The following is an 18,841-nucleotide window of genomic DNA, read 5'->3' on the forward strand; positions in this document are numbered from 1 at the left end:
TAATCATTGTAGGAGCAAATTACATTTGCCCTAATGATCTTAATCTTTTGGGGTAAATGTAATTTGCCCCTACTTCATTACTTTTATTCTTATGCAAAAATTCCCCTTAACTCGATTTTTAATCGCCTTCGCCTCGCTAGTTATTATTCTGGCAGGCATAAAACTTGCTGGTGAAATTGTGATCCCTTTTTTACTTTCCCTATTTATTGCGATCATTTGCTCGCCCGCTATTCGCTTTATGACCAAGCGAAAAATTCCATTAGGGCTAGCAATTACCTTAATGCTGATTTTTATCGTGGTACTATTCCTCTTTTTAGCTGGAATGATCAACAGCACTATTCGCGAATTTACCGCATCAATTCCACAATATAAAGAAATCTTACAGATTCGATTAGAAACGCTCAAAACGTTCATTACTGAGTGGAATATTCCTCTAACTATTCCAGATGTTTCCGCATTAGAAAGCTTTGATCCGAGTATGGTGATGCAACTGGTCAGCCGTGTTTTACTCAGTTTTTCTAACGTAGTATCCAACGTATTTATGTTACTTTTGGTTGTTGTTTTTATGCTGTTAGAATCACCAGTCATCAAGTATAAAATCACGCTAGCATTCAACGGAGGTAAATCTAATTTCAACCAAGAAGTGGAACACCTGAGCCGTGTTGTGGAAAGTATTATTCGCTATCTTGGCGTAAAAACTTTGATGAGTGCTTTAACAGGGATTACGATTTACGTTGTTTTAGATATTTTCAGTGTGCAATATGGCGTACTTTGGGCGGTATTAGCTTTCTTACTAAACTATATTCCCAATATCGGCTCGGTATTGGCTGGCATCCCAATTGTCCTTCAAGCTTTGCTGCTCAACGGTTTTTCAGATGGTATTGCAGTAATGATTGGTGTCATCGCAATCAATATGTTGGTGGGGAATATTTTAGAACCAAGAATGATGGGGAAAACACTCGGACTTTCTACATTAGTCGTCACGCTTTCATTGCTTTTCTGGGGCTGGTTGCTTGGCACCGTGGGAATGCTACTTTCTGTTCCTCTTACTATGGCATTAAAAATTGCATTAGAATCTAGCCAGAATACTATTCAATATGCCGTACTGTTGGGAGATGTGCCAGAGCTGGAGAAAGGTAAATATTTAATGAATAAATAACCCTATTTGTTATTACCTTCTATGATAGAGGGAAATAAACTAAGTAAATAAGGCGAGCAATTCCGCCACCTTTCCTCGAGATTCTCTTTTTTGCCCTATTGAGCGATTAACCTGTAAGGTTTTAAATTTTGCTCCTTGGTAAATTTTGCGTGTAAATTCGGTGTCGTGGTTTGAAATCAGTACAGGAGAATCTATTTCTCGGGCTAAATCAGCCAATCGCTTTTGCTGGTCAAGGCTAAAGCCGCCGCCTGCGTATTGGGTGAAATTAGTATCTTGTTGCAATGGTGCATAAGGCGGATCGCAATAGACTACATAATGATCGGGTTGCTTTTGCAAGCGGTCAAAAACTTGCTCGAAATCGGCACAGATAAATTCCGCTTTTTGGGCTTTTTCGGCAAAAAAACGAAGCTCTTTTTCAGGGAAATAGTGCGTTTTATAACGACCGAAAGGCACGTTATAACCTCGTTTTTGATTGTAACGGCATAAACCGTTGAAGCCAAAACGATTTAGATAGAGGAAAAGTACAGAGCGTTGAAATTTATCTTTTGAGGAATTAAATTCTGCTCGGTGAGCCAAATAGAACGCTTTGCTATTCGCTTTTTCGTGCAAAAAAAGTGCTTGGGCGTGCTGAATATAACGGTCAACATCGTTTTTGACGACATTGAATAGATTAATTAAATCAGGGTTAATATCTGCCAATAAATAGCGATCAAAATCCATATTTAAAAACACGGAGCCTGCACCAACAAAGGGTTCAACAAAACAAGCCCCCTGCGGAATGCTTGGGGGCAAGTGGTCTGAAATGGCTTGTGCAAGGCGATATTTTCCACCTGCCCATTTTAAAAAGGCTCGTTGTTTTTCCAGCATAGGATTTATTCAGTAAGCGGTCTATTTTTGAGTGAATTTTTCAATTGCTGCAAGCACTTGGTCTTCTGTTGCTTCAGCCGTAACATAGGCTTGACCAAGTGCTTTCAATAAGATTAAACGAAGTTTACCGGCTAGCACTTTTTTATCTCGCCACATATAAGGTAAGTATTCTTGCGACTGCATTCCATCTGGCGATGTCGTCGGCAATACCGCACGAGCGATCAGTTTTTCAAGGCGAGAGACATCGGATTCAGAAATGTTACCCAACATACGGGAAAGTTCAGCTGCTTCTAGCATTCCTACTGCCACACCTTCGCCGTGTAACCAGTTGCCATAGCCCATATGAGCTTCAATTGCGTGCCCAAATGTATGTCCTAAATTAAGTAAAGCACGATCACCTTTCTCTGTTTCATCACGAGCGACAACATCCGCTTTCAGCTGGCAGCAACGTTGAATGCAATATTCAAGTGTTTGTTGATCTAATGTTACAAGTTTATCGATATTTTCTTCTAACCACGTAAAGAATTGCTCATCGAAAATCACTCCATACTTAATCACTTCTGCCAAGCCAGCACTCACTTCACGTTTAGCAAGCGTATGCAAAGTATTGGTATCAATAATAACAGAAGCTGGCTGATAAAATGCACCAATCATATTTTTGCCAAGCGGATGGTTTACCGCTGTTTTTCCACCTACAGAAGAATCAACTTGAGCTAATAAGGTTGTTGGAATTTGGATAAAGCGAATACCGCGTTGATAAGAAGCTGCTGCATAGCCTGCAATATCGCCAATCACGCCGCCCCCTAAAGCGATAAGGGTGGTATCACGATTGTGATTTTTTTCAAGTAAAGCGGTAAAAATTAAGTTAAGTGATTCCAAATTTTTGTATTTTTCGCCATCAGGAATCAATACGGAATCTACGCTACAGCCAAGCTTAGTTAGGGCTTTTTCCACCGTTGCAAGATAATGTGGTGCAATGGTTGGGTTTGAAACAATCATTACCTTATCACCCGCTTTTAATGGAGCATAACTATTCGGTTCGTTTAATAAACCTGCCGCAATCCGAATTGGATAACGGCGTTCTTTAAGTTCTACATTAACTTGCAACATTGTGTTTACCTTATTTTTTTATTGCAGATTATCGATCATTTCGATGATATTTGTCGCAACTAATTTTGCCGCTTGATCATCAGTTTGAAGAGTAATATCTGCAATTTCTTCATAAAGCGGATTACGGATTTTAGCTAACTCTTCGAGCGTTTTACGTGGATCATCATTTTGTAAAAGAGGTCGTTTTTTATCACGTTGAGTACGCTCGAACTGCTTGTCTATGGTTGTTTCAAGATAGATGACAATCCCGCGAGCAGAAAGCACATTGCGGTTATCTTTAGAGAGAATAGAACCACCTCCCGTTGAAAGCACTATGCCTTGCCCTTGAGTTAATTCGTTGATAATACGCTCCTCACGCTTACGAAAACCCGCTTCACCTTCTACATCAAAAATCCAATCTATATCTGCCCCTGCTCGCTCTTCAATCACTGAGTCTGAATCCATAAATTCCATACCGAGCATTTGTGCTAGTTGGCGACCGATTGTGCTTTTGCCTGCGCCCATAGGACCAATTAAGAAAATATTACGTTTTTCTGCCATTTTATTCTCATTGAAAAATTAGTTTAACATTATGATTTGGGTTGAAAAAATGACCGCTTGTAAAAACAAGCGGTCTGTTTTTTTGAAAAAGATAACAAAATCTTTTATTCAATTTTAAGAAAATACCACAAATCGCCTAAAAATAATTAGGGGCGATTATCTCAAGAAATCACACCTAATTTCAACCTTTAGCAATCTAATCGCTGAATTTATTTATAGACTAGAATAATTCAGCACCTGATGGCGAAGAGAGAATTCCTTTAGGTGGCAAGCCTAAACGAACCCCGCCACCTGCATCACGAGGGTTACCAGAATTCTCGCTAGAAATTGTTTTTTCTACTACAAATTTTTTGGTTGGTTCTGTACCCTTAATAAAGTACTCGGTTAATTGGCTACCTAAGAAACCACTGGTAGCATCAATTTTAGCTTCCACAATATTGGTTGGTGTTGTCAGTATGCGATCCTTTTTATCTGCAAGAGCGACTTTCATATAGTCACGCCACGCAGGCATTGCAGTTCGAGCACCTGACTCTCCTTTACCTAAAACTCGTTTATTGTCATCAAAACCCACGTAAACCGTTGTCACAATGTTTGAACCAAACCCAGCATACCAAGTCACTTTAGATTGGTTGGTCGTCCCCGTTTTTCCGCCAATATCTTTACGTTTAAAATCATTAGCAAGCGAACGACTTGTGCCTCGCCAGTCTTGTCCTTGTTCTCCATAAATTGCACTATTTAACGCACTACGTATCAAAAATGCAATTTCGGGTTTCATTACACGTGGTGCATAAATCATTTCACCTGTTTGATTTTGCACATTGCTCATTAAATCAGGTGCATTTTCTCGGATAATCGTATCAAGAACAGGCTCTTCACTATTTGATGTACCCTCTTCTGTAGAATTACTTGCCGTTTCTGTGGTATTCACTGTCTCATTCGCTTTCAATGAGCGGAAGAATTGCTCTTCATCGTGAATTTTCACGCCGTCAAATTGCTCTGGTTCAGCATAAGTAAGTGGAAGGTTTGTACATTCTATACAAGCAATTGGCGGATTGGCCTTAAATAATTCATTACCTTGGCTATCTTCAATACGTTCAATGATATAAGGATCGATTAAGAAACCTCCATTATCGAATACAGCATAAGCACGTGCCATTTCAAGTGGTGTGAATGAAGCAGCCCCCAGTGCTAATGCTTCCGTTGCTACAAATTGATCGCGCTTAAAGCCAAAACGCTCCAAATAGCCTGCTACATAATCAATCCCCGCCATTTGTAAAATACGGATAGACACCATATTTTTTGACTTACCTAATGCGACACGCATACGAAGTTGCCCTTCGTAACGTCCATCTGCATTTTTCGGTGTCCAAGGTTTTTGCCCACGTTTAGTAATTGTAATTGGATCATCGCTAATTGTACTAGATAAGCTTAAGCCTTTATTCATTGCTGCTGCATAAATAAATGGTTTAATTGAAGAACCTATTTGTACTAATGATTGTGTTGCACGGTTAAAACGGCTCTGTTCAAAGCTAAAACCGCCAACAATCGCTTCAATTGCACCGTTATCACTATTGAGCGACACTAAAGCGGAATTGGCTTCAGGAATTTGCCCTAACATCCATTCGCCATTTTTGCCTTTACTTACCCAAATGAGATCGCCAGCATTCAACTTAATCTGCTTACCAAACGTCGCATTTGATTTCTTCATCTCTGTTTTATCACCGCTTGGTAACATCAGAGTATAGCTATTTTTATTTACGGCTGTTACTACCACGCCGGTGAAAGGTTCTGAATTTGGCAACTTACTTAAATAATCAATAATTGCCTCATCATCCCAAGCGGTCTTTCCTGTCCAAAGTTTTGCGGCACCACGCCAGCCGTGGCGACGGTCGTATTGGATCAAGTTATTCCGCACAGCATCTTGTGCGGCTTTTTGGTCATCAGACACTACGGTAGCATAGACTTTAAAGCCTTTATTGTAAGCAATATCTTCGCCATAACGTTTAACCATCTCTTGGCGAACCATCTCAGTGACATAATCGGCTCTAAACTCCAATGTCGCTCCATAGTAGGTGGATTTCACCTCTTCTTTTTTCGCAGTTTCATACTGTGCTTTGGTAATTTTTCCTACTTCAAGCATACGCCCAAGCACAACATTACGACGGTCTGTCGCCCGTTTGACTGAATAAATCGGGTTCATTGTTGAAGGTGCTTTTGGCAAGCCTGCAATAATCGCGACTTCTCCTAAAGTGAGCTGATCCAGCGTTTTACCAAAATAGGTTTTTGCAGCTGCTGCCACTCCGTAAGAGCGATAACCAAGATAAATTTTGTTCAAATAAAGCTCTAAAATCTCATCTTTGGTCAGTACTTTTTCAATCTCAAGGGCAAGAATAGCTTCTTTGATTTTTCGCTCAATATTACGCTCAGGTGTTAAGAAAAAGTTACGTGCAAGCTGCTGAGTAATAGTACTCGCCCCTTGTGTATCGCCTTGGCTAGAGCGATAAAGTGCACGCATAATCCCTTTTGGATCGACCCCTTTATGCTCATAAAAACGGCTATCTTCCGTGGCTAAGATTGCATCAATTAACGACTGTGGAATCCCTTCTAATTTTACTGGAATACGGCGCTCTTCGCCTACCTCGCCAATCAATTTCCCGTCAGAGGTGAAAATTTGCATCGGCTGTTGTAACTCAACGGTTTTAAGCGTTGAAACATCTGGCAAACTTTCACGAATATGAATGTAGGCAGCAACGCCCGCAAGCCCCGCCACAATTAGCAGAGTAAGTAAAGCACTAAATATTATTTTTGCGATCTTCATCGAAAAAATCTCTTTTCCTAAATGACAAATAAATTAAATCGCCAATAATGTTGGCGTAAAGCTGACTAAGTATAAACGAAAAAATGGCTAAAAGTGTCAAGCAAATGTAATTTTTTGGTCAGTAAATGAAGGATTTTTTATGTCATTGCTTACAAAATTTCTCCCTAAAAAACAACAAGAAGAGTTGTCATTTGGCATTGCAGAAGATGAAAGCCACTACTGCATAGTCTATTTAAAGCAAGCACAACCTATTGTAAATTTTTATCCTAAATCGACCTCTTTAATCGATATTTTAGCAACAATTTCTGATTTTTTAGGCAAAAAGAAGCGGATTATTCGCCCTGTGCCATATCACTATATTTGGAGGAAATATCTGATTCAACCGTTGAATGTGGATAAAGAAACGATTTTTCGTCAGGTGATTCAAACTATCAAACAAGAGCTGCCCATTGCAATCGACGAAGTCTATTTTGATTATCAAGTTTTACCACACAAAGCTCAAAAAATTACTCAGATTATTATTTATGCATTGAGAAAACGTTTTGCTGACCCTTTATTGCTAGATATAGACACTGTTTTAGATTGCGAGTTGCAATGCTGGCAAAGAGGATTTCATTTTTTAATGCAATCTCCACCTCAAGATGGACAAAATTATGCGTATAAAGAGAAATTTTTTACATTTAAATTAAATGAGTTAAGTATTCAAAACGAATGTGACGAAAATTATTTAAGTCTGAATAATTTGATTTTTCCAGAAAACGTTTTTTCTAAAGAACTATATATTCTTGCGTTAGGTGCTTGTTTGTGGAAATGAAAAGAAGTATTAATTTAAGTCCATTATTACAGAAAAACTGGGTGGATAAAACTACAAAAAATATATTTAAGCTACTAATTATATTTCTTTGTCTTATCGGATTATTATTATGTTTAAATTTTTACCAAGAAAACCGTAAGAGTGAATTTTCAGTGATTACACAACAGTTCATCGAACAACAAGAACAGCTATCACAAATTGAGCAAAGTTTAACAAACCTTACACCACTACCGATTAACTACACAAAAGTATTAAGAAAAGAGGAGCTAAACAATTTGGTTAATTTATTAGAAGAATTACCTGTAAAAAGTGCGGGAATTAGCGTTATTCGGTTTTATGTTGATCAAGGTTTAAAGCTAAAGATTGCTGGCACTTATCAACATCAACAAGATTTTGAAGAGCTAGAAGATTTCTTTAAAGAGAGTGGTTTTAGCGTTAATATTGAATATTTACAAAGCAATAATAAAGCAAAAGCTGATTTTAGCATTATTGTATATAAAGAAAATAAATAAGATGAAAAAGCGTATTTCTCACTATTACTTTAATCCAACCAAAGCAGGATATCAGTTATTGAGTAAAATCAATCAATACTTTTTTCAGATTGCCATTTCTTTAGCTATTATTTTGCTTGTTTATCCTCTTATTCAGTTGGTCAAGATTTCACAGCAGATTACAGATAACGAAAATCAGCTAAATATCATTAAGATGGAGATTGAAAATAAAGCACTATCTTTAACAGAAAAATTAGCAGGAAAAGGGAATGCCAATAATACAAAACTCACTCCCACAAAAGTTAATCAGCAACTAGAAACGCTTTTTCATCAATATGATGTAGAAATCAACGGGCTGCAATGGGAGTTAGATCAAGATAAGCTATTACATATTACAATTACACAAAAGGCAAAATTTTTGTTTAATATTATATCGGAATTAAATCAGCTTGATTTTCTCTTTTACAAAGAAGTAACGCTAACCCGTTTAGATTATAAAAATTTAGTACAATTAAATGCGACTTTACAACTAATGGAAAAATAAAATGAAAAAGTATATACTGCTAATCTTTTGCTCTATATTTTATACCTCACATAGTATTGCTGATCCTTTTTATGGAGAAGAACAAGAAAAAGAAAGCACATCAAAAACAAAATCAACGATTACAAAGAAGGGCGTAAAAACAACCTCTTGTGAGCTACCTGAAAATGCCAATATTGTCAATATTCCTATTGAATTTGAAGAACTTAAATTAGTTGGGGTACTGAAATATAACAATATAACAAAGGCATTATTTATCGATAAAAACAGCCAACTTTTTGATTTTTCTCAGAATGATTTTATTAAGGATAAGAGTATTCAAATCAATGAAATTAATACCAAAGCAGTAAAATATACTAATTGGGATCTAACTGATGATTGCAACAGACCTTATCAAATTACATTAAAACTCTAATTTTCAGTAGGATATTTATGAAAAAGTGGCTATTATTATTTTCAGTTTTTCCACTCTCGCTATTAGCAAACCAAGTTTCGCTCGTGTTAAAGGATGCCCCGACAGCTGAAGTGGTTTCTTATTTAGCCAGTGAAATGGGTAAAAATATTGTATTGCATCAAGATATTGAAAGTAAAAGTAATATTCGTATTGAAAATAGCCAGTTTGATGCAATTTTAAAAAGTATCGCTAAAATCAATAAACTCAATATTCAACAAGAAAATGGTATCTATTATATTAGTGAAAAAACAAAAGAGGATTTAAACGAAAAAATAAAGCCTCTTGATGAAGAACAAAAGCTACAATCAGTTACTCGTACGGTGAAATTAAAATATGCTAAAGCCTCAGAAGTCATTGATTCGCTTACTAAAGGCAGTGGCTCATTTTTAAATGATGGCGGTTATATTCACTTTGATGAGCGAAGCAATAGTTTAATTATTAAGGAAAATGCTACATCCATTAAAAATACGTTAGCTTTAATTCAAGAGTTAGATAAACCAACTGAACAAATTGCCATTGAGGCCCGTATTGTGACTATCAGCAGCAAAAACTTGCAAGAACTTGGTGTACGTTGGGGGATGTTCTCCGCAGATCGTAGCATCGAAGGAGTAGCAAGAAATAGTGGGAGAATGCAAGATTTAAACGTGAATTTTCCCGTGGTTGCAGGTGCTTCAGCCACCTTACAAGTCGCTTCTATCAATTCCAAATTGTTGGATTTAGAACTCTCTGCCCTTGAGCAAGAAAACAGTGTAGAAATTATTGCAAGCCCCCGTTTGCTGACGACTAACAAAAAATTGGCAAGCATTAAACAAGGAACGGAAATCCCTTATACAATTTATGATCGCAAATCGGAAACCTACGATATTTCTTTTAAAGAAGCGGTTTTAGGCTTAGAGGTGACTCCACATATTTCGGAAAATAATCAAATTTTGATGGATTTAGTGGTTACCCAAAATTCGCAAGGGCAATCGGTTGGTAATGCCAACTCAGGCAACACCGCAATTGCGATTGATAAACAAGAACTGAATACGCAAGTATTTGCTAAACACGGTGAAACTATAGTTCTTGGTGGAGTGTTCCAACATTTGAAATCAAAAGATAGCGATAAAATTCCTGTGCTTGGTTCAATTCCATTTCTCAAACGGCTATTTAGCTATCAAAAAGATCAAATTAATAAACGTGAATTGGTGATTTTTGTGACGCCTTACATTGTGCAATCAAAAGATGTTGCGGTGGATTTCTCGAAAACGAAAGAAAAAAGCCCAAAACGATAAAGAAAGTATCACAAAATTATGCTAAAATTCGGCAATATTTTTGATTATCGAATTAACTAGAGGTTATATGAAACTTTCCCCTCGTCGCCGTGCTAGAGAGTGTGCGGTTCAAGCATTGTATTCTTGGGTAATTTCGCAAAATAGCGTAGAACAAATCGAATTAGTTTTCCAAACCGATAATTTTGCGTCTGAAGATCCAGAAAGCACAGGTCAAGTGGATCGTGCATTATTTACTCGTTTATTACGTGGCACAATGGCAAATATTGAAGAGATTGATGCTTCACTTCGTCCGTTTTTAGATCGTAATGAAGAAAACGTTGATTTAATCGAACGCAGCATTTTACGTATGGCGGCTTATGAATTACATTTTGAACAAGATACCCCATACAAAGTGGTGATTAACGAGGCGATTGAGGTAGCAAAAGCATTCGGCTCAGATGACAGTCACAAATACATCAACGGAATCCTAGATAAATTAGCACCAGCACTTGGACGGAAATAATTTATCTACTTATTTTAAAGCGAGCAAAGTCTCGCTTTTTTCATTTTGAGAATAATTATTTGAGAGAACAAAATGGGTGAATTTGATCTGATCAAGCGGTATTTTTTACGAAAAAGTTTGCAAAATGACGTGATCTTATCGGTAGGAGATGATTGTGCGATTACTAGTATCCCAACAGGCTACCAACTTGCGATAACCACAGATACTTTGGTGGAAGGTACGCATTTCTTGCCTTCGATTTCTCCTGCCGATTTAGCGTATAAAAGCGTTGCGGTAAACTTAAGCGACTTAGCCGCAATGGGAGCGACACCTGCTTGGGTTTCACTTGCTCTTACGCTGCCTGAAATCAAAGAGGAATGGCTAGCTGAATTTAGTCAAAGCCTGTTTGCAATTTTAGAGCGTTATGGCGTGAGTTTAATTGGGGGCGATACTACTAAAGGCCCGCTTTCGATTACCCTTACTGCTCAAGGTTTTTTGCCTGAAAATCAAGGTTTATTCCGCCACCAAGCCAAAGCGGGCGATTGGATCTTTATTTCTGGCTTTTTAGGTGATAGTGCGGCAGGGCTCGATTTACTTTTACAAAATCGCAAAATAGAGAACGAATCTGACCGCTATTTCATTCAACGTCATCTGCACCCAACGCCTCGTGTCGAACTCGGTTTAGCCCTTCGCTCATTTTCTTGCTGTGCATTGGATATTTCTGATGGATTACTTGCTGATCTTGAACATATCTTAGAATGTAGCCAAGTTGGTGCGGAAATTTATCTTGAAAATCTACCGCTTTCACGTCATTTATGCATCCAATACGAACAAACACAAGCGGAAAAATTTGCTTTAACGGGGGGAGAAGATTATGAGCTTTGTTTTACGGTAAGCGAAGAAAAACGCGAAGAGATGGAGCAAGTTTTACGTTTGCAAGGGATAAAAGTGACTTGTATCGGCAAAATCCTTCCCCAAACAAGCGGTCTAAATTTACTCAAAAATGGCGAAAAAGTCACATTGCCAGAACATTGCGGTTTCGACCATTTTGGCTAATCAATCATAGATTTATTATAGAAAGAGAGAAAAGTGGAAAAGAAAATCAATTTAAAAAATCCCGTACATTTTCTAGCAATAGGATTTGGCTCAGGCTTATTAAAGCCCGCACCAGGCACTTGGGGCACGCTTGCTGGCTTAATGCTTTCTATTTTGCTTTGGAATATAACCCAATCAAACCTATTTTTTATTTTTCTCGCTGTTATTTCTTTTATTTTTGGCTGCTATCTTTGCCAAAAAACAAGCAATGATTTAGGCGTACACGATGACGGAAGAATAGTTTGGGATGAAATTGTCGCCATATTTTTAATGTTCGCTTTTTTACCTGAATATAATTTGTTTACTTATATTCTTACTTTTATAAGCTTTCGCATTTTTGATATTTTAAAACCTTATCCAATTCGTTATTTTGATGAAAAATTAGAAAGTGGACTGGGAATTATGGTTGATGATATTCTTGCAGCTATTTTTGCTTTAATTTCGTTATATATCATTTATTGGATAATCTAATATGCTAACAATTTTATTGATTCATTTAGTTGGCTTGGCAAGCCCAGGACCTGATTTCTTTTATGTGGTTCGCCAATCAGTAAGCCATTCCATCAGAGCGGGTATTTTAGCTTCGGTTGGAATTGCAATGGGGATTATCTTTTGGGCAGCTTTTGCAATTTTCGGCTTAGCGTGGTTAAAACATAGCGTAGGGAATGTGTTGCAATATGCAATTATGTTATTAGGTGGCAGTTATTTAGCTTATTTAGGCTCGAAAATGGTTCGGGTGAAAGATAATGCAAAATTTAGTGAAGAAAAGACTGATTTATTAGAGTTAAACTCCATCACAGAAATTCGCAAAGGTTTAATGATCAATATAATGAATGCCAAAGCGGGCGTTTATTTTACTAGCGTTATTTCCGCATTTTTAGACCAATTTACTGAAACTTATCAGCTTTTTGAATTGCTGTTTTTATTTGTTTTTTCAACCTTTATCTATTTCTATTTAGTCTCACTATTATTTTCGCGTAAACCAATTCGCAAAATTTATGCAAAAAACAGTCGTTATATTGATAATGTTGCTGGAGTAATTTTTATCGGATTTGGGTTAAAACTGATTTATGAGGGGATAACGTATTTAGCAGTAGTTTTATAGAATAATGGGCGTAATGTACGCCCATTTTATTATCTACGCTTTTTTTCTGGAAAAATAAGAGAAGCAATCACACCAATAAATAACACACCTAAAACAATAAATAAGCTGGTGTTTGGCGAAATATGGACCCCCGTATCGAATACAGCGTGGTTCCAAGATTGAATACCCATTTTAATACCGATAAAGAATAATAATGCAATAACTGCTTTTTCTAAATGCACTAGATATTTTGTAAGTGCAGCTAAAATAAAATAGAGGCTACGTAAACCAAGAATAGCAAAAATCATTGCTGCATAAACTAAGAAAGGTTCTTGTGTTACGGCAATCACGGCTGGCACTGAATCAAACGCAAAAGCAACATCGGAGGTTTCAATTGCGATTAAACATAAAAATGCAGGCGTTGCATAACGTAAACCCTTGCGGGTTACATTTGCCAGCTCTTCCGCTTTTAATTCTGCATGTTTAACGAAGAAGTTATAGCCGTGTAGTTTTGGTAAAACAGGCATTATTTTTCCAACCCAACGTATGCTCCAGTGGTTGGTGTAATCTTCAATTTCTTCTTCCGCCTCTTCTTTTGCGGTAAGCATTTTCCAGCCGCTCCACAAGACAAACAAGGCAAAGATAAAGCCAACCCAAGGGCTTGCTGCAAATAAGCCTGTGCCGAGCACCACGAAAATTGCTCGGAACACTAATGCCCCTAAAATGCCCCAATATAAGATGCGATGTTGCAATTTACCTGTAATGCCGAATGAAGCAAAAATAGCTACAAAGACCATTAAGTTATCAATTGATAAACTTTTTTCTAAAACATAGCCTGCTAAATATAAATCCGCCCAAGATGCGTCAAAACGAATATATAAATAAACGTAAAATGCAACGGCCAATGAAATCCAAAATAACGACCACATTGCCGCATTTTTTACTGTAATTTCTTCGCTATTTTTATGGGCAACTAAATCCATATAAATGGAAAAAAGAATCACCGCAAAAAAGACAATAATTGTTTCTAAAGGAAATCCAAAGTGTGCCATATAACCTACAAAAATTTAAACTAAATGATCAATATTATTAAATTCAACTAATTCCACCTTGCCATTTTCAACTTTAGCAATATTGATGGCGGTATTCATCACAAATTTGTGTTTCTCTTCATCACGACATTCCGACCAATGCAAGCCTTTTAACACTGCAGTTAAAACAGTTAAGGTCATTCCATGTGCGACAATCAACACATTTTCGTTATCTTTGTGCAATTCAGAAATTTGGTTGAATACCTTAAATACACGCTGATAAAGCTGTTCATAGGTTTCACCGCCATTTTCCAGTGCCTTATATTCAGCTGGTGTTTTTTTCATCACCCAATATTCATCATTCTCGTATAAATCGACCGATTTCATTCCTTCCCAAATGCCGAAATCAAATTCATTCAAGCCCCAATGATGAAAGTGCGGAACATTTTGCGTTTCATTTTCCGCCAGAATATAATTTGCCGTATCTTGAGCTCGTTTTTGCATACTGGAATATACCGCAGAAAATTGAACCGCTTTTAACGCTTGCCCTGCTTTTTTCGCCCCCTCAATGCCCTCTTCAACCAAAGGTGAATCTCCCGAGCCTTGCAAGCGCCCTTCAATATTCCACACGGTTTTACCATGTCGAATTAAATAAATATTTAGTGCCATCTCTATTTCCTTTAAAATAGCCAAAAAAGAGTCGGAATTATAACATGAATTTGTATTTTACTCTCTGCCTGCAACATCGGGATTTTGTGATTATTAACAAGCCTGCGGGCATCAGTGTACATAAAGATCAACAAGCGGTTGGATTTACCGAATTAGTTGCAAAACAGCTAGGTGTAGAGCAAGTTTGGCTCGTACATCGATTAGATAAAATTACCTCAGGCTTGCTCATTCTAGCCTTAAATAAAGAGGCGGCAGCGAATTTCTATACGCTGTTTGAACAACATAAAATTCAAAAAAACTATTGGGCGATTAGCGACAAAAAACCGAAAAAGAAACAGGGCAAAATTGTGGGTGATATGCAAAAATCAAGAAATGGGGCGTGGAAACTCTGCCATAGCAAGGAAAATCCTGCGATTACGCAATTTAGCTCGCATTCTATTGAACCACCACTTCGCTATTTTATTTTGCAACCCAAAACAGGCAAAACGCATCAGTTACGTGTAGCAATGAAAAGTTTAGGCAGTCCGATTCTAGGCGATAGTTTGTATTCTGGTTCAGAATCGGATCGTGTTTACCTACACGCCTATCAGCTTGAATTTGATTATCAAAATGAGCATTTTTGCGTGCAAGCCTTTCCTGAAAGCGGTCAAATTTGGCAGAAAGTTTGTAAACTTGAAGCGGAGAAATAGAGTATAATTCATGCGGTTTTATAACAAATAAAGCAACAATAGAGGCAATTATGAGCTTATTTGAAGCTATTTTAATTATTATTTTATTAATTTTAACCAGTACGGTAATTTCATTATCGGAAATTTCACTTGCTGGTGCTAGACGCTTAAAACTTCAAGCGATGGCAAATTCGGGCGACTTACGTGCTGAAAGAGTGATGAAATTGCAGGAACAACCTGGACGATTTATTACAGTAGTGCAAATTGGGTTGAATATGGTTGCTATTCTTGGTGGGGTTGTTGGGGAAAGTGCAATCAATCCTTATTTTAGCCAGCTTTTTAGAGAGTATTCTGATGCTGCTTGGGTTGATTCTGCGGCTTCTTGGACCGCCTTTTTACTCGTGACATCTGCATTCGTATTATTTGCAGATTTAATGCCAAAACGTATTGCGATGACTTATCCTGAGCAAGTTGCTGTTCGAACAATTAGAATAATGAGCTTTGCTATCGTAATTTTTAAACCGATTGTGATGTTCTTCGATTGGATTGCCAACTCGCTCTTCCGTCTTTTTGGTGTATCAACTGTTCGTCAAGAGAATATGACGACTGAAGATATTGTGGCAGTCGTTGATGCGGGTGCTAAAGCGGGTGTGTTGAATACGCACGAACATTATTTGATTGAAAACGTATTTGAAATGCAAGAACGCCGTGTCACTTCAACAATGACCACGCGTGAAAATATCATTTTTTTAGATCGCACTGATAACAAAGAGCAAGTGCTCCAAACACTTGGCGAAGATCCGCACTCTAAATTGCTGATTTGCGATAATGGCTTAGATAAAATTTTAGGCTATGTTGAATCGCACAATTTGCTCACGCAATATCTTAAAAATGAGAATGTCTCGCTTACTGATCAACGCTTATTGCGTAAAACCATTTTTATTCCAGATACGCTTTCACTTTATGAAGTATTGGAGTTGTTTAAATCTGCGGGTGAAGATTTTGCTGTGATTGTGAATGAATACGCTCTCGTGGTCGGCATTATCACTCTTAATGATGTAATGAGCATTGTGATGGGTGAGTTAGTTTCCACCGAAGAAGAACAGATCGTTCGCCGTGATGAGGATTCGTGGTTAATCGATGGAGCGACTCCGCTTGAAGATGTAATGCGTGCGTTAGAAATTGATGAATTTCCACATGCAGAAAATTACGAGACCATCGGCGGATTTATGATGTATATGCTCCGCAAAATCCCGAAAAAAACCGATTTTGTGCTGTATGATCAATATAAATTTGAAATTATTGATACTGAGAATTTCAAAATTGACCAGTTGATGGTATCGTTTAGAAAGGATATAAAAACGGAATAGTCTTAGCCTAGGGCAGTTAGCTCTAGGTTACGCATAAATCAGCCCCTTTGGGGTTGGAAGTAACAAAATGATTGGAGTCCTGTAAGGACACATTTATTACTAACCTAGAGCGTGTAGCCCTAGGATATCACATAGGAAAACTATGATCGGTCGATTACACGGTAAAATTATTGAAAAACAGCCCCCTGAAATGGTGCTAGATGTACAAGGCGTAGGCTATGAAATCCTACTACCGATGACCAGTTTCTACAATTTACCACAATTGGGTGAAGAAACAACGATTTTTACACATCTTGTCATTCGTGAAGATGCACATTTACTCTTTGGTTTTGCCCAAAAACAAGACAGAACCTTATTCCGAGAACTCATCAAGACCAATGGCGTTGGTCCAAAACTTGCCCTTGCGATTTTGTCTGCAATGTCTGTTTCTCAATTTGCAAATGCAGTTGAGAATGAAGAATTAGCAAAACTAACCAAAATCCCTGGCATAGGTCGCAAAACAGCAGAGCGTTTACTTGTTGAGCTTAAAGGCAAGTTTAAAGGGATGACGCAAGGCGATTTCTTTGTTGAGCAATCTCACGATACAATTGTAGTCAGCTCACAAACTGCTCCTGCTGATGAAGCACGAGATGCTCTAATCGCATTAGGCTATAAGCCAGCAGATGCAGAAAAAATGATCAAGAAAGTGAATAAAGTTGGAGCAACAAGTGAGCAACTAATTCGTGAAGCCTTGAAAAACTCTCTTTAATAAATGATAAATAAAAATGATTGAAGCTGATAGAATAATTAGTGCCTCGCCGAAAAAAGAAGAGGAAGTGATAGACCGTGCTATTCGTCCGAAATTGCTAGCAGATTATGTTGGACAGCCTTCGGTGCGGGAGCAAATGAATATTTTTATTCAAGCTGCTAAATTGCGAAATGAAGCCTTAGACCACCTTTTGATTTTTGGACCACCAGGTTTAGGGAAAACCACTCTTGCCAATATTGTGGCGAACGAAATGGGCGTGAATATTCGCTCAACTTCTGGGCCTGTGCTCGAAAAAGCAGGTGATTTAGCCGCAATGCTCACTAACCTTGAGCCTTATGATGTGCTTTTTATCGACGAAATCCACCGTTTGTCGCCTGCGATTGAAGAGGTGCTTTACCCCGCGATGGAAGATTATCAGCTTGATATTATGATCGGTGAAGGTCCAGCCGCTCGCTCAATTAAGCTTGATTTACCGCCATTTACCTTAGTCGGTGCAACCACAAGAGCGGGTTCTTTAACTTCACCATTACGTGACCGTTTTGGGATTGTGCAACGCCTTGAGTTTTATTCGGTAGAAGATTTAACCTCTATCGTACAACGTAGTGCTGAGTGCTTAAATTTAGACCTATCAGAAAATGGAGCTCACGAAATTGCCCGACGTTCACGTGGCACGCCACGTATTGCGAACCGCTTACTTCGCCGAGTAAGAGATTATGCGGACGTTCGCAATAACGGTATTATCAGCTCAGGAATTGCTAAACAAGCTCTTTCAATGCTTGATGTGGACTCCGAAGGGTTTGATTTTATGGATATCAAACTCTTACAAGCCATTGTTGAACGCTTCGATGGCGGTCCTGTAGGCTTAGATAACCTTGCTGCTGCCATTGGCGAAGAGCGTGATACCATTGAAGATGTGTTAGAACCTTACTTAATCCAGCAAGGCTTCTTGCAACGTACCCCACGTGGACGAATTGCGACACAAAGAACTTATGAGCATTTGAAGAGATTTTCTCCGTCCTACTAGATTACAAGCGGTCAAATTTACCGCTTATTTTGCAAAAGATATTATGAAAAAAGTGATTCACTATGTGCTATATTCTGAGCAACAAGCACCCCTGCTTAAAGATAAGCCTTATTTTACTCCAATTCTTACAATTAATGCTACTCAAATAGAAGCAATTGATACTGCTCTTATTTTTAATACGCAAAAAGCCTTTGAAAAACTTAATCGCCTGATTACCAATAGAGAAATTGCCCACACGCTTTCACACATCAAATGTTGGAAAGCGATTGCAGAAAACAGCGAACTAGACGATGAAGATTTTGCGTTAATTGCGGAGTGTAGCGTGAATTTGGTTGGAAACTTCCAACAGCTTGCTCAAGATTATGCTAATCGATACCCTTCTTATGGCATTATTAAATTACAAAGCAATGCTGGCGGAAGATTATTTCAAGATGGTAATAATGTTGATGCTTTTATCTATGGAGATATTAGCCAATATAATAAAGGCTGTGCTTTATATCTTATTCGTAAGGATATTGCTAAAAAATTAACTACGCAGATAGCTGAAACTAAACCTCATTGGTTAGCAGAGCAATTTACTGAATTTCATGAACCATCAAATAT

The 18,841-nt window shown here is 37.9% G+C and carries 21 protein-coding genes; 15 read left to right on the forward strand and 6 right to left on the reverse strand.

Annotated features, from left to right (window positions below; all coding sequences use genetic code 11):
* Nucleotides 1–91: 91 nt before the first annotated feature.
* A complete protein-coding gene (locus tag QMF79_RS01115) occupies nucleotides 92–1,159 on the forward strand; it encodes an AI-2E family transporter (protein WP_281772429.1) in 1,068 nt (355 codons plus the stop codon).
* 39 nt (nucleotides 1,160–1,198) lie between these two features.
* On the opposite strand, the gene QMF79_RS01120 is transcribed toward QMF79_RS01115, so the two are convergent.
* From QMF79_RS01120 to QMF79_RS01135, 4 genes are all read right to left on the reverse strand, one after another.
* On the reverse strand, nucleotides 1,199–2,026 hold the full coding sequence (locus tag QMF79_RS01120; protein ID WP_111313486.1) for a Dam family site-specific DNA-(adenine-N6)-methyltransferase: 828 nt from the start codon (nucleotides 2,024–2,026) through the stop codon (nucleotides 1,199–1,201).
* Between the two features lie 21 nt (nucleotides 2,027–2,047).
* Nucleotides 2,048–3,136, reverse strand: coding sequence for a 3-dehydroquinate synthase (gene aroB / locus QMF79_RS01125; protein ID WP_281772430.1), 1,089 nt, complete (start codon nucleotides 3,134–3,136; stop codon nucleotides 2,048–2,050).
* Between the two features lie 18 nt (nucleotides 3,137–3,154).
* Nucleotides 3,155–3,676, reverse strand: a complete 522-nt coding sequence (gene aroK, locus QMF79_RS01130) for a shikimate kinase AroK (RefSeq protein WP_005707387.1) — start codon at nucleotides 3,674–3,676, stop codon at nucleotides 3,155–3,157.
* 220 nt (nucleotides 3,677–3,896) lie between these two features.
* Nucleotides 3,897–6,494 (reverse strand): penicillin-binding protein 1A, encoded by a 2,598-nt coding sequence (locus tag QMF79_RS01135; protein ID WP_281772431.1) that lies wholly within the window; start codon nucleotides 6,492–6,494, stop codon nucleotides 3,897–3,899.
* Nucleotides 6,495–6,633: 139 nt separating this feature from the next.
* On the opposite strand from QMF79_RS01135, the gene QMF79_RS01140 reads away from it, so the two are divergent.
* The 9 genes from QMF79_RS01140 (at nucleotide 6,634) to QMF79_RS01180 (ending at nucleotide 12,749) form a co-directional block, all read left to right on the forward strand.
* The gene (locus QMF79_RS01140) at nucleotides 6,634–7,308 is read left to right on the forward strand and encodes a competence protein ComA (RefSeq protein WP_281772432.1); all 675 of its coding nucleotides are present in this window, start codon (nucleotides 6,634–6,636) and stop codon (nucleotides 7,306–7,308) included.
* Nucleotides 7,305–7,820 carry a hypothetical protein gene (locus QMF79_RS01145; protein ID WP_281772433.1) on the forward strand — a complete coding sequence of 172 codons (516 nt, stop codon included), beginning with the start codon at nucleotides 7,305–7,307 and terminating at the stop codon, nucleotides 7,818–7,820. Before QMF79_RS01140 ends, QMF79_RS01145 begins: the two co-directional genes overlap by 4 nt.
* 1 nt (nucleotide 7,821) lies before the next feature.
* Nucleotides 7,822–8,343 (forward strand): hypothetical protein, encoded by a 522-nt coding sequence (locus tag QMF79_RS01150; RefSeq protein WP_281772434.1) that lies wholly within the window; start codon nucleotides 7,822–7,824, stop codon nucleotides 8,341–8,343.
* A gap of 1 nt (nucleotide 8,344) precedes the next feature.
* Entirely contained in the window at nucleotides 8,345–8,755 is a 411-nt protein-coding gene (locus QMF79_RS01155; protein ID WP_281772435.1) for a pilus assembly protein PilP, read from the forward strand.
* 17 nt (nucleotides 8,756–8,772) lie between these two features.
* Complete coding sequence (pilQ, locus tag QMF79_RS01160; RefSeq protein ID WP_281772436.1) at nucleotides 8,773–10,068, forward strand: type IV pilus secretin PilQ; 1,296 nt, start codon at nucleotides 8,773–8,775, stop codon at nucleotides 10,066–10,068.
* Between the two features lie 67 nt (nucleotides 10,069–10,135).
* On the forward strand, nucleotides 10,136–10,570 hold the full coding sequence (gene nusB, locus QMF79_RS01165; protein ID WP_281772437.1) for a transcription antitermination factor NusB: 435 nt from the start codon (nucleotides 10,136–10,138) through the stop codon (nucleotides 10,568–10,570).
* A 72-nt stretch (nucleotides 10,571–10,642) separates the two neighbouring features.
* Nucleotides 10,643–11,605, forward strand: a complete 963-nt coding sequence (gene thiL, locus QMF79_RS01170) for a thiamine-phosphate kinase (protein WP_281772438.1) — start codon at nucleotides 10,643–10,645, stop codon at nucleotides 11,603–11,605.
* A 33-nt stretch (nucleotides 11,606–11,638) separates the two neighbouring features.
* Nucleotides 11,639–12,115: a phosphatidylglycerophosphatase A family protein gene (locus QMF79_RS01175; protein ID WP_281772439.1), complete on the forward strand. Its 477-nt coding sequence runs from the start codon at nucleotides 11,639–11,641 to the stop codon at nucleotides 12,113–12,115.
* A gap of 1 nt (nucleotide 12,116) precedes the next feature.
* Entirely contained in the window at nucleotides 12,117–12,749 is a 633-nt protein-coding gene (locus QMF79_RS01180) for a LysE family transporter (protein WP_281772440.1), read from the forward strand.
* 29 nt (nucleotides 12,750–12,778) lie between these two features.
* Here QMF79_RS01180 and QMF79_RS01185 read toward each other — a convergent pair whose 3' ends face one another.
* Both QMF79_RS01185 and QMF79_RS01190 read right to left on the reverse strand, forming a co-directional pair.
* Nucleotides 12,779–13,780, reverse strand: coding sequence for a TerC/Alx family metal homeostasis membrane protein (locus QMF79_RS01185; protein WP_281772441.1), 1,002 nt, complete (start codon nucleotides 13,778–13,780; stop codon nucleotides 12,779–12,781).
* 15 nt (nucleotides 13,781–13,795) lie between these two features.
* Nucleotides 13,796–14,428 carry a histidine phosphatase family protein gene (locus QMF79_RS01190; RefSeq protein WP_281772442.1) on the reverse strand — a complete coding sequence of 211 codons (633 nt, stop codon included), beginning with the start codon at nucleotides 14,426–14,428 and terminating at the stop codon, nucleotides 13,796–13,798.
* Between the two features lie 44 nt (nucleotides 14,429–14,472).
* On the opposite strand from QMF79_RS01190, the gene QMF79_RS01195 reads away from it, so the two are divergent.
* The 5 genes from QMF79_RS01195 to QMF79_RS01215 form a co-directional block, all read left to right on the forward strand.
* Nucleotides 14,473–15,117, forward strand: coding sequence for a TIGR01621 family pseudouridine synthase (locus tag QMF79_RS01195; RefSeq protein ID WP_281772443.1), 645 nt, complete (start codon nucleotides 14,473–14,475; stop codon nucleotides 15,115–15,117).
* 50 nt (nucleotides 15,118–15,167) lie between these two features.
* Nucleotides 15,168–16,466 carry a hemolysin family protein gene (locus QMF79_RS01200; protein ID WP_281772444.1) on the forward strand — a complete coding sequence of 433 codons (1,299 nt, stop codon included), beginning with the start codon at nucleotides 15,168–15,170 and terminating at the stop codon, nucleotides 16,464–16,466.
* 142 nt (nucleotides 16,467–16,608) lie between these two features.
* Nucleotides 16,609–17,214: a Holliday junction branch migration protein RuvA gene (ruvA, locus tag QMF79_RS01205; protein ID WP_281772445.1), complete on the forward strand. Its 606-nt coding sequence runs from the start codon at nucleotides 16,609–16,611 to the stop codon at nucleotides 17,212–17,214.
* A 16-nt stretch (nucleotides 17,215–17,230) separates the two neighbouring features.
* The gene (ruvB, locus tag QMF79_RS01210; protein ID WP_281772446.1) at nucleotides 17,231–18,238 is read left to right on the forward strand and encodes a Holliday junction branch migration DNA helicase RuvB; all 1,008 of its coding nucleotides are present in this window, start codon (nucleotides 17,231–17,233) and stop codon (nucleotides 18,236–18,238) included.
* Between the two features lie 43 nt (nucleotides 18,239–18,281).
* On the forward strand, nucleotides 18,282–18,841 hold a 560-nt coding region (locus tag QMF79_RS01215), incomplete at its 3' end, for a glycosyltransferase family 25 protein (RefSeq protein WP_345739935.1).

Source organism: Pseudohaemophilus parahaemolyticus (assembly GCF_938021905.1).
Lineage (GTDB): Bacteria > Pseudomonadota > Gammaproteobacteria > Enterobacterales > Pasteurellaceae > Haemophilus_A > Haemophilus_A parahaemolyticus_B.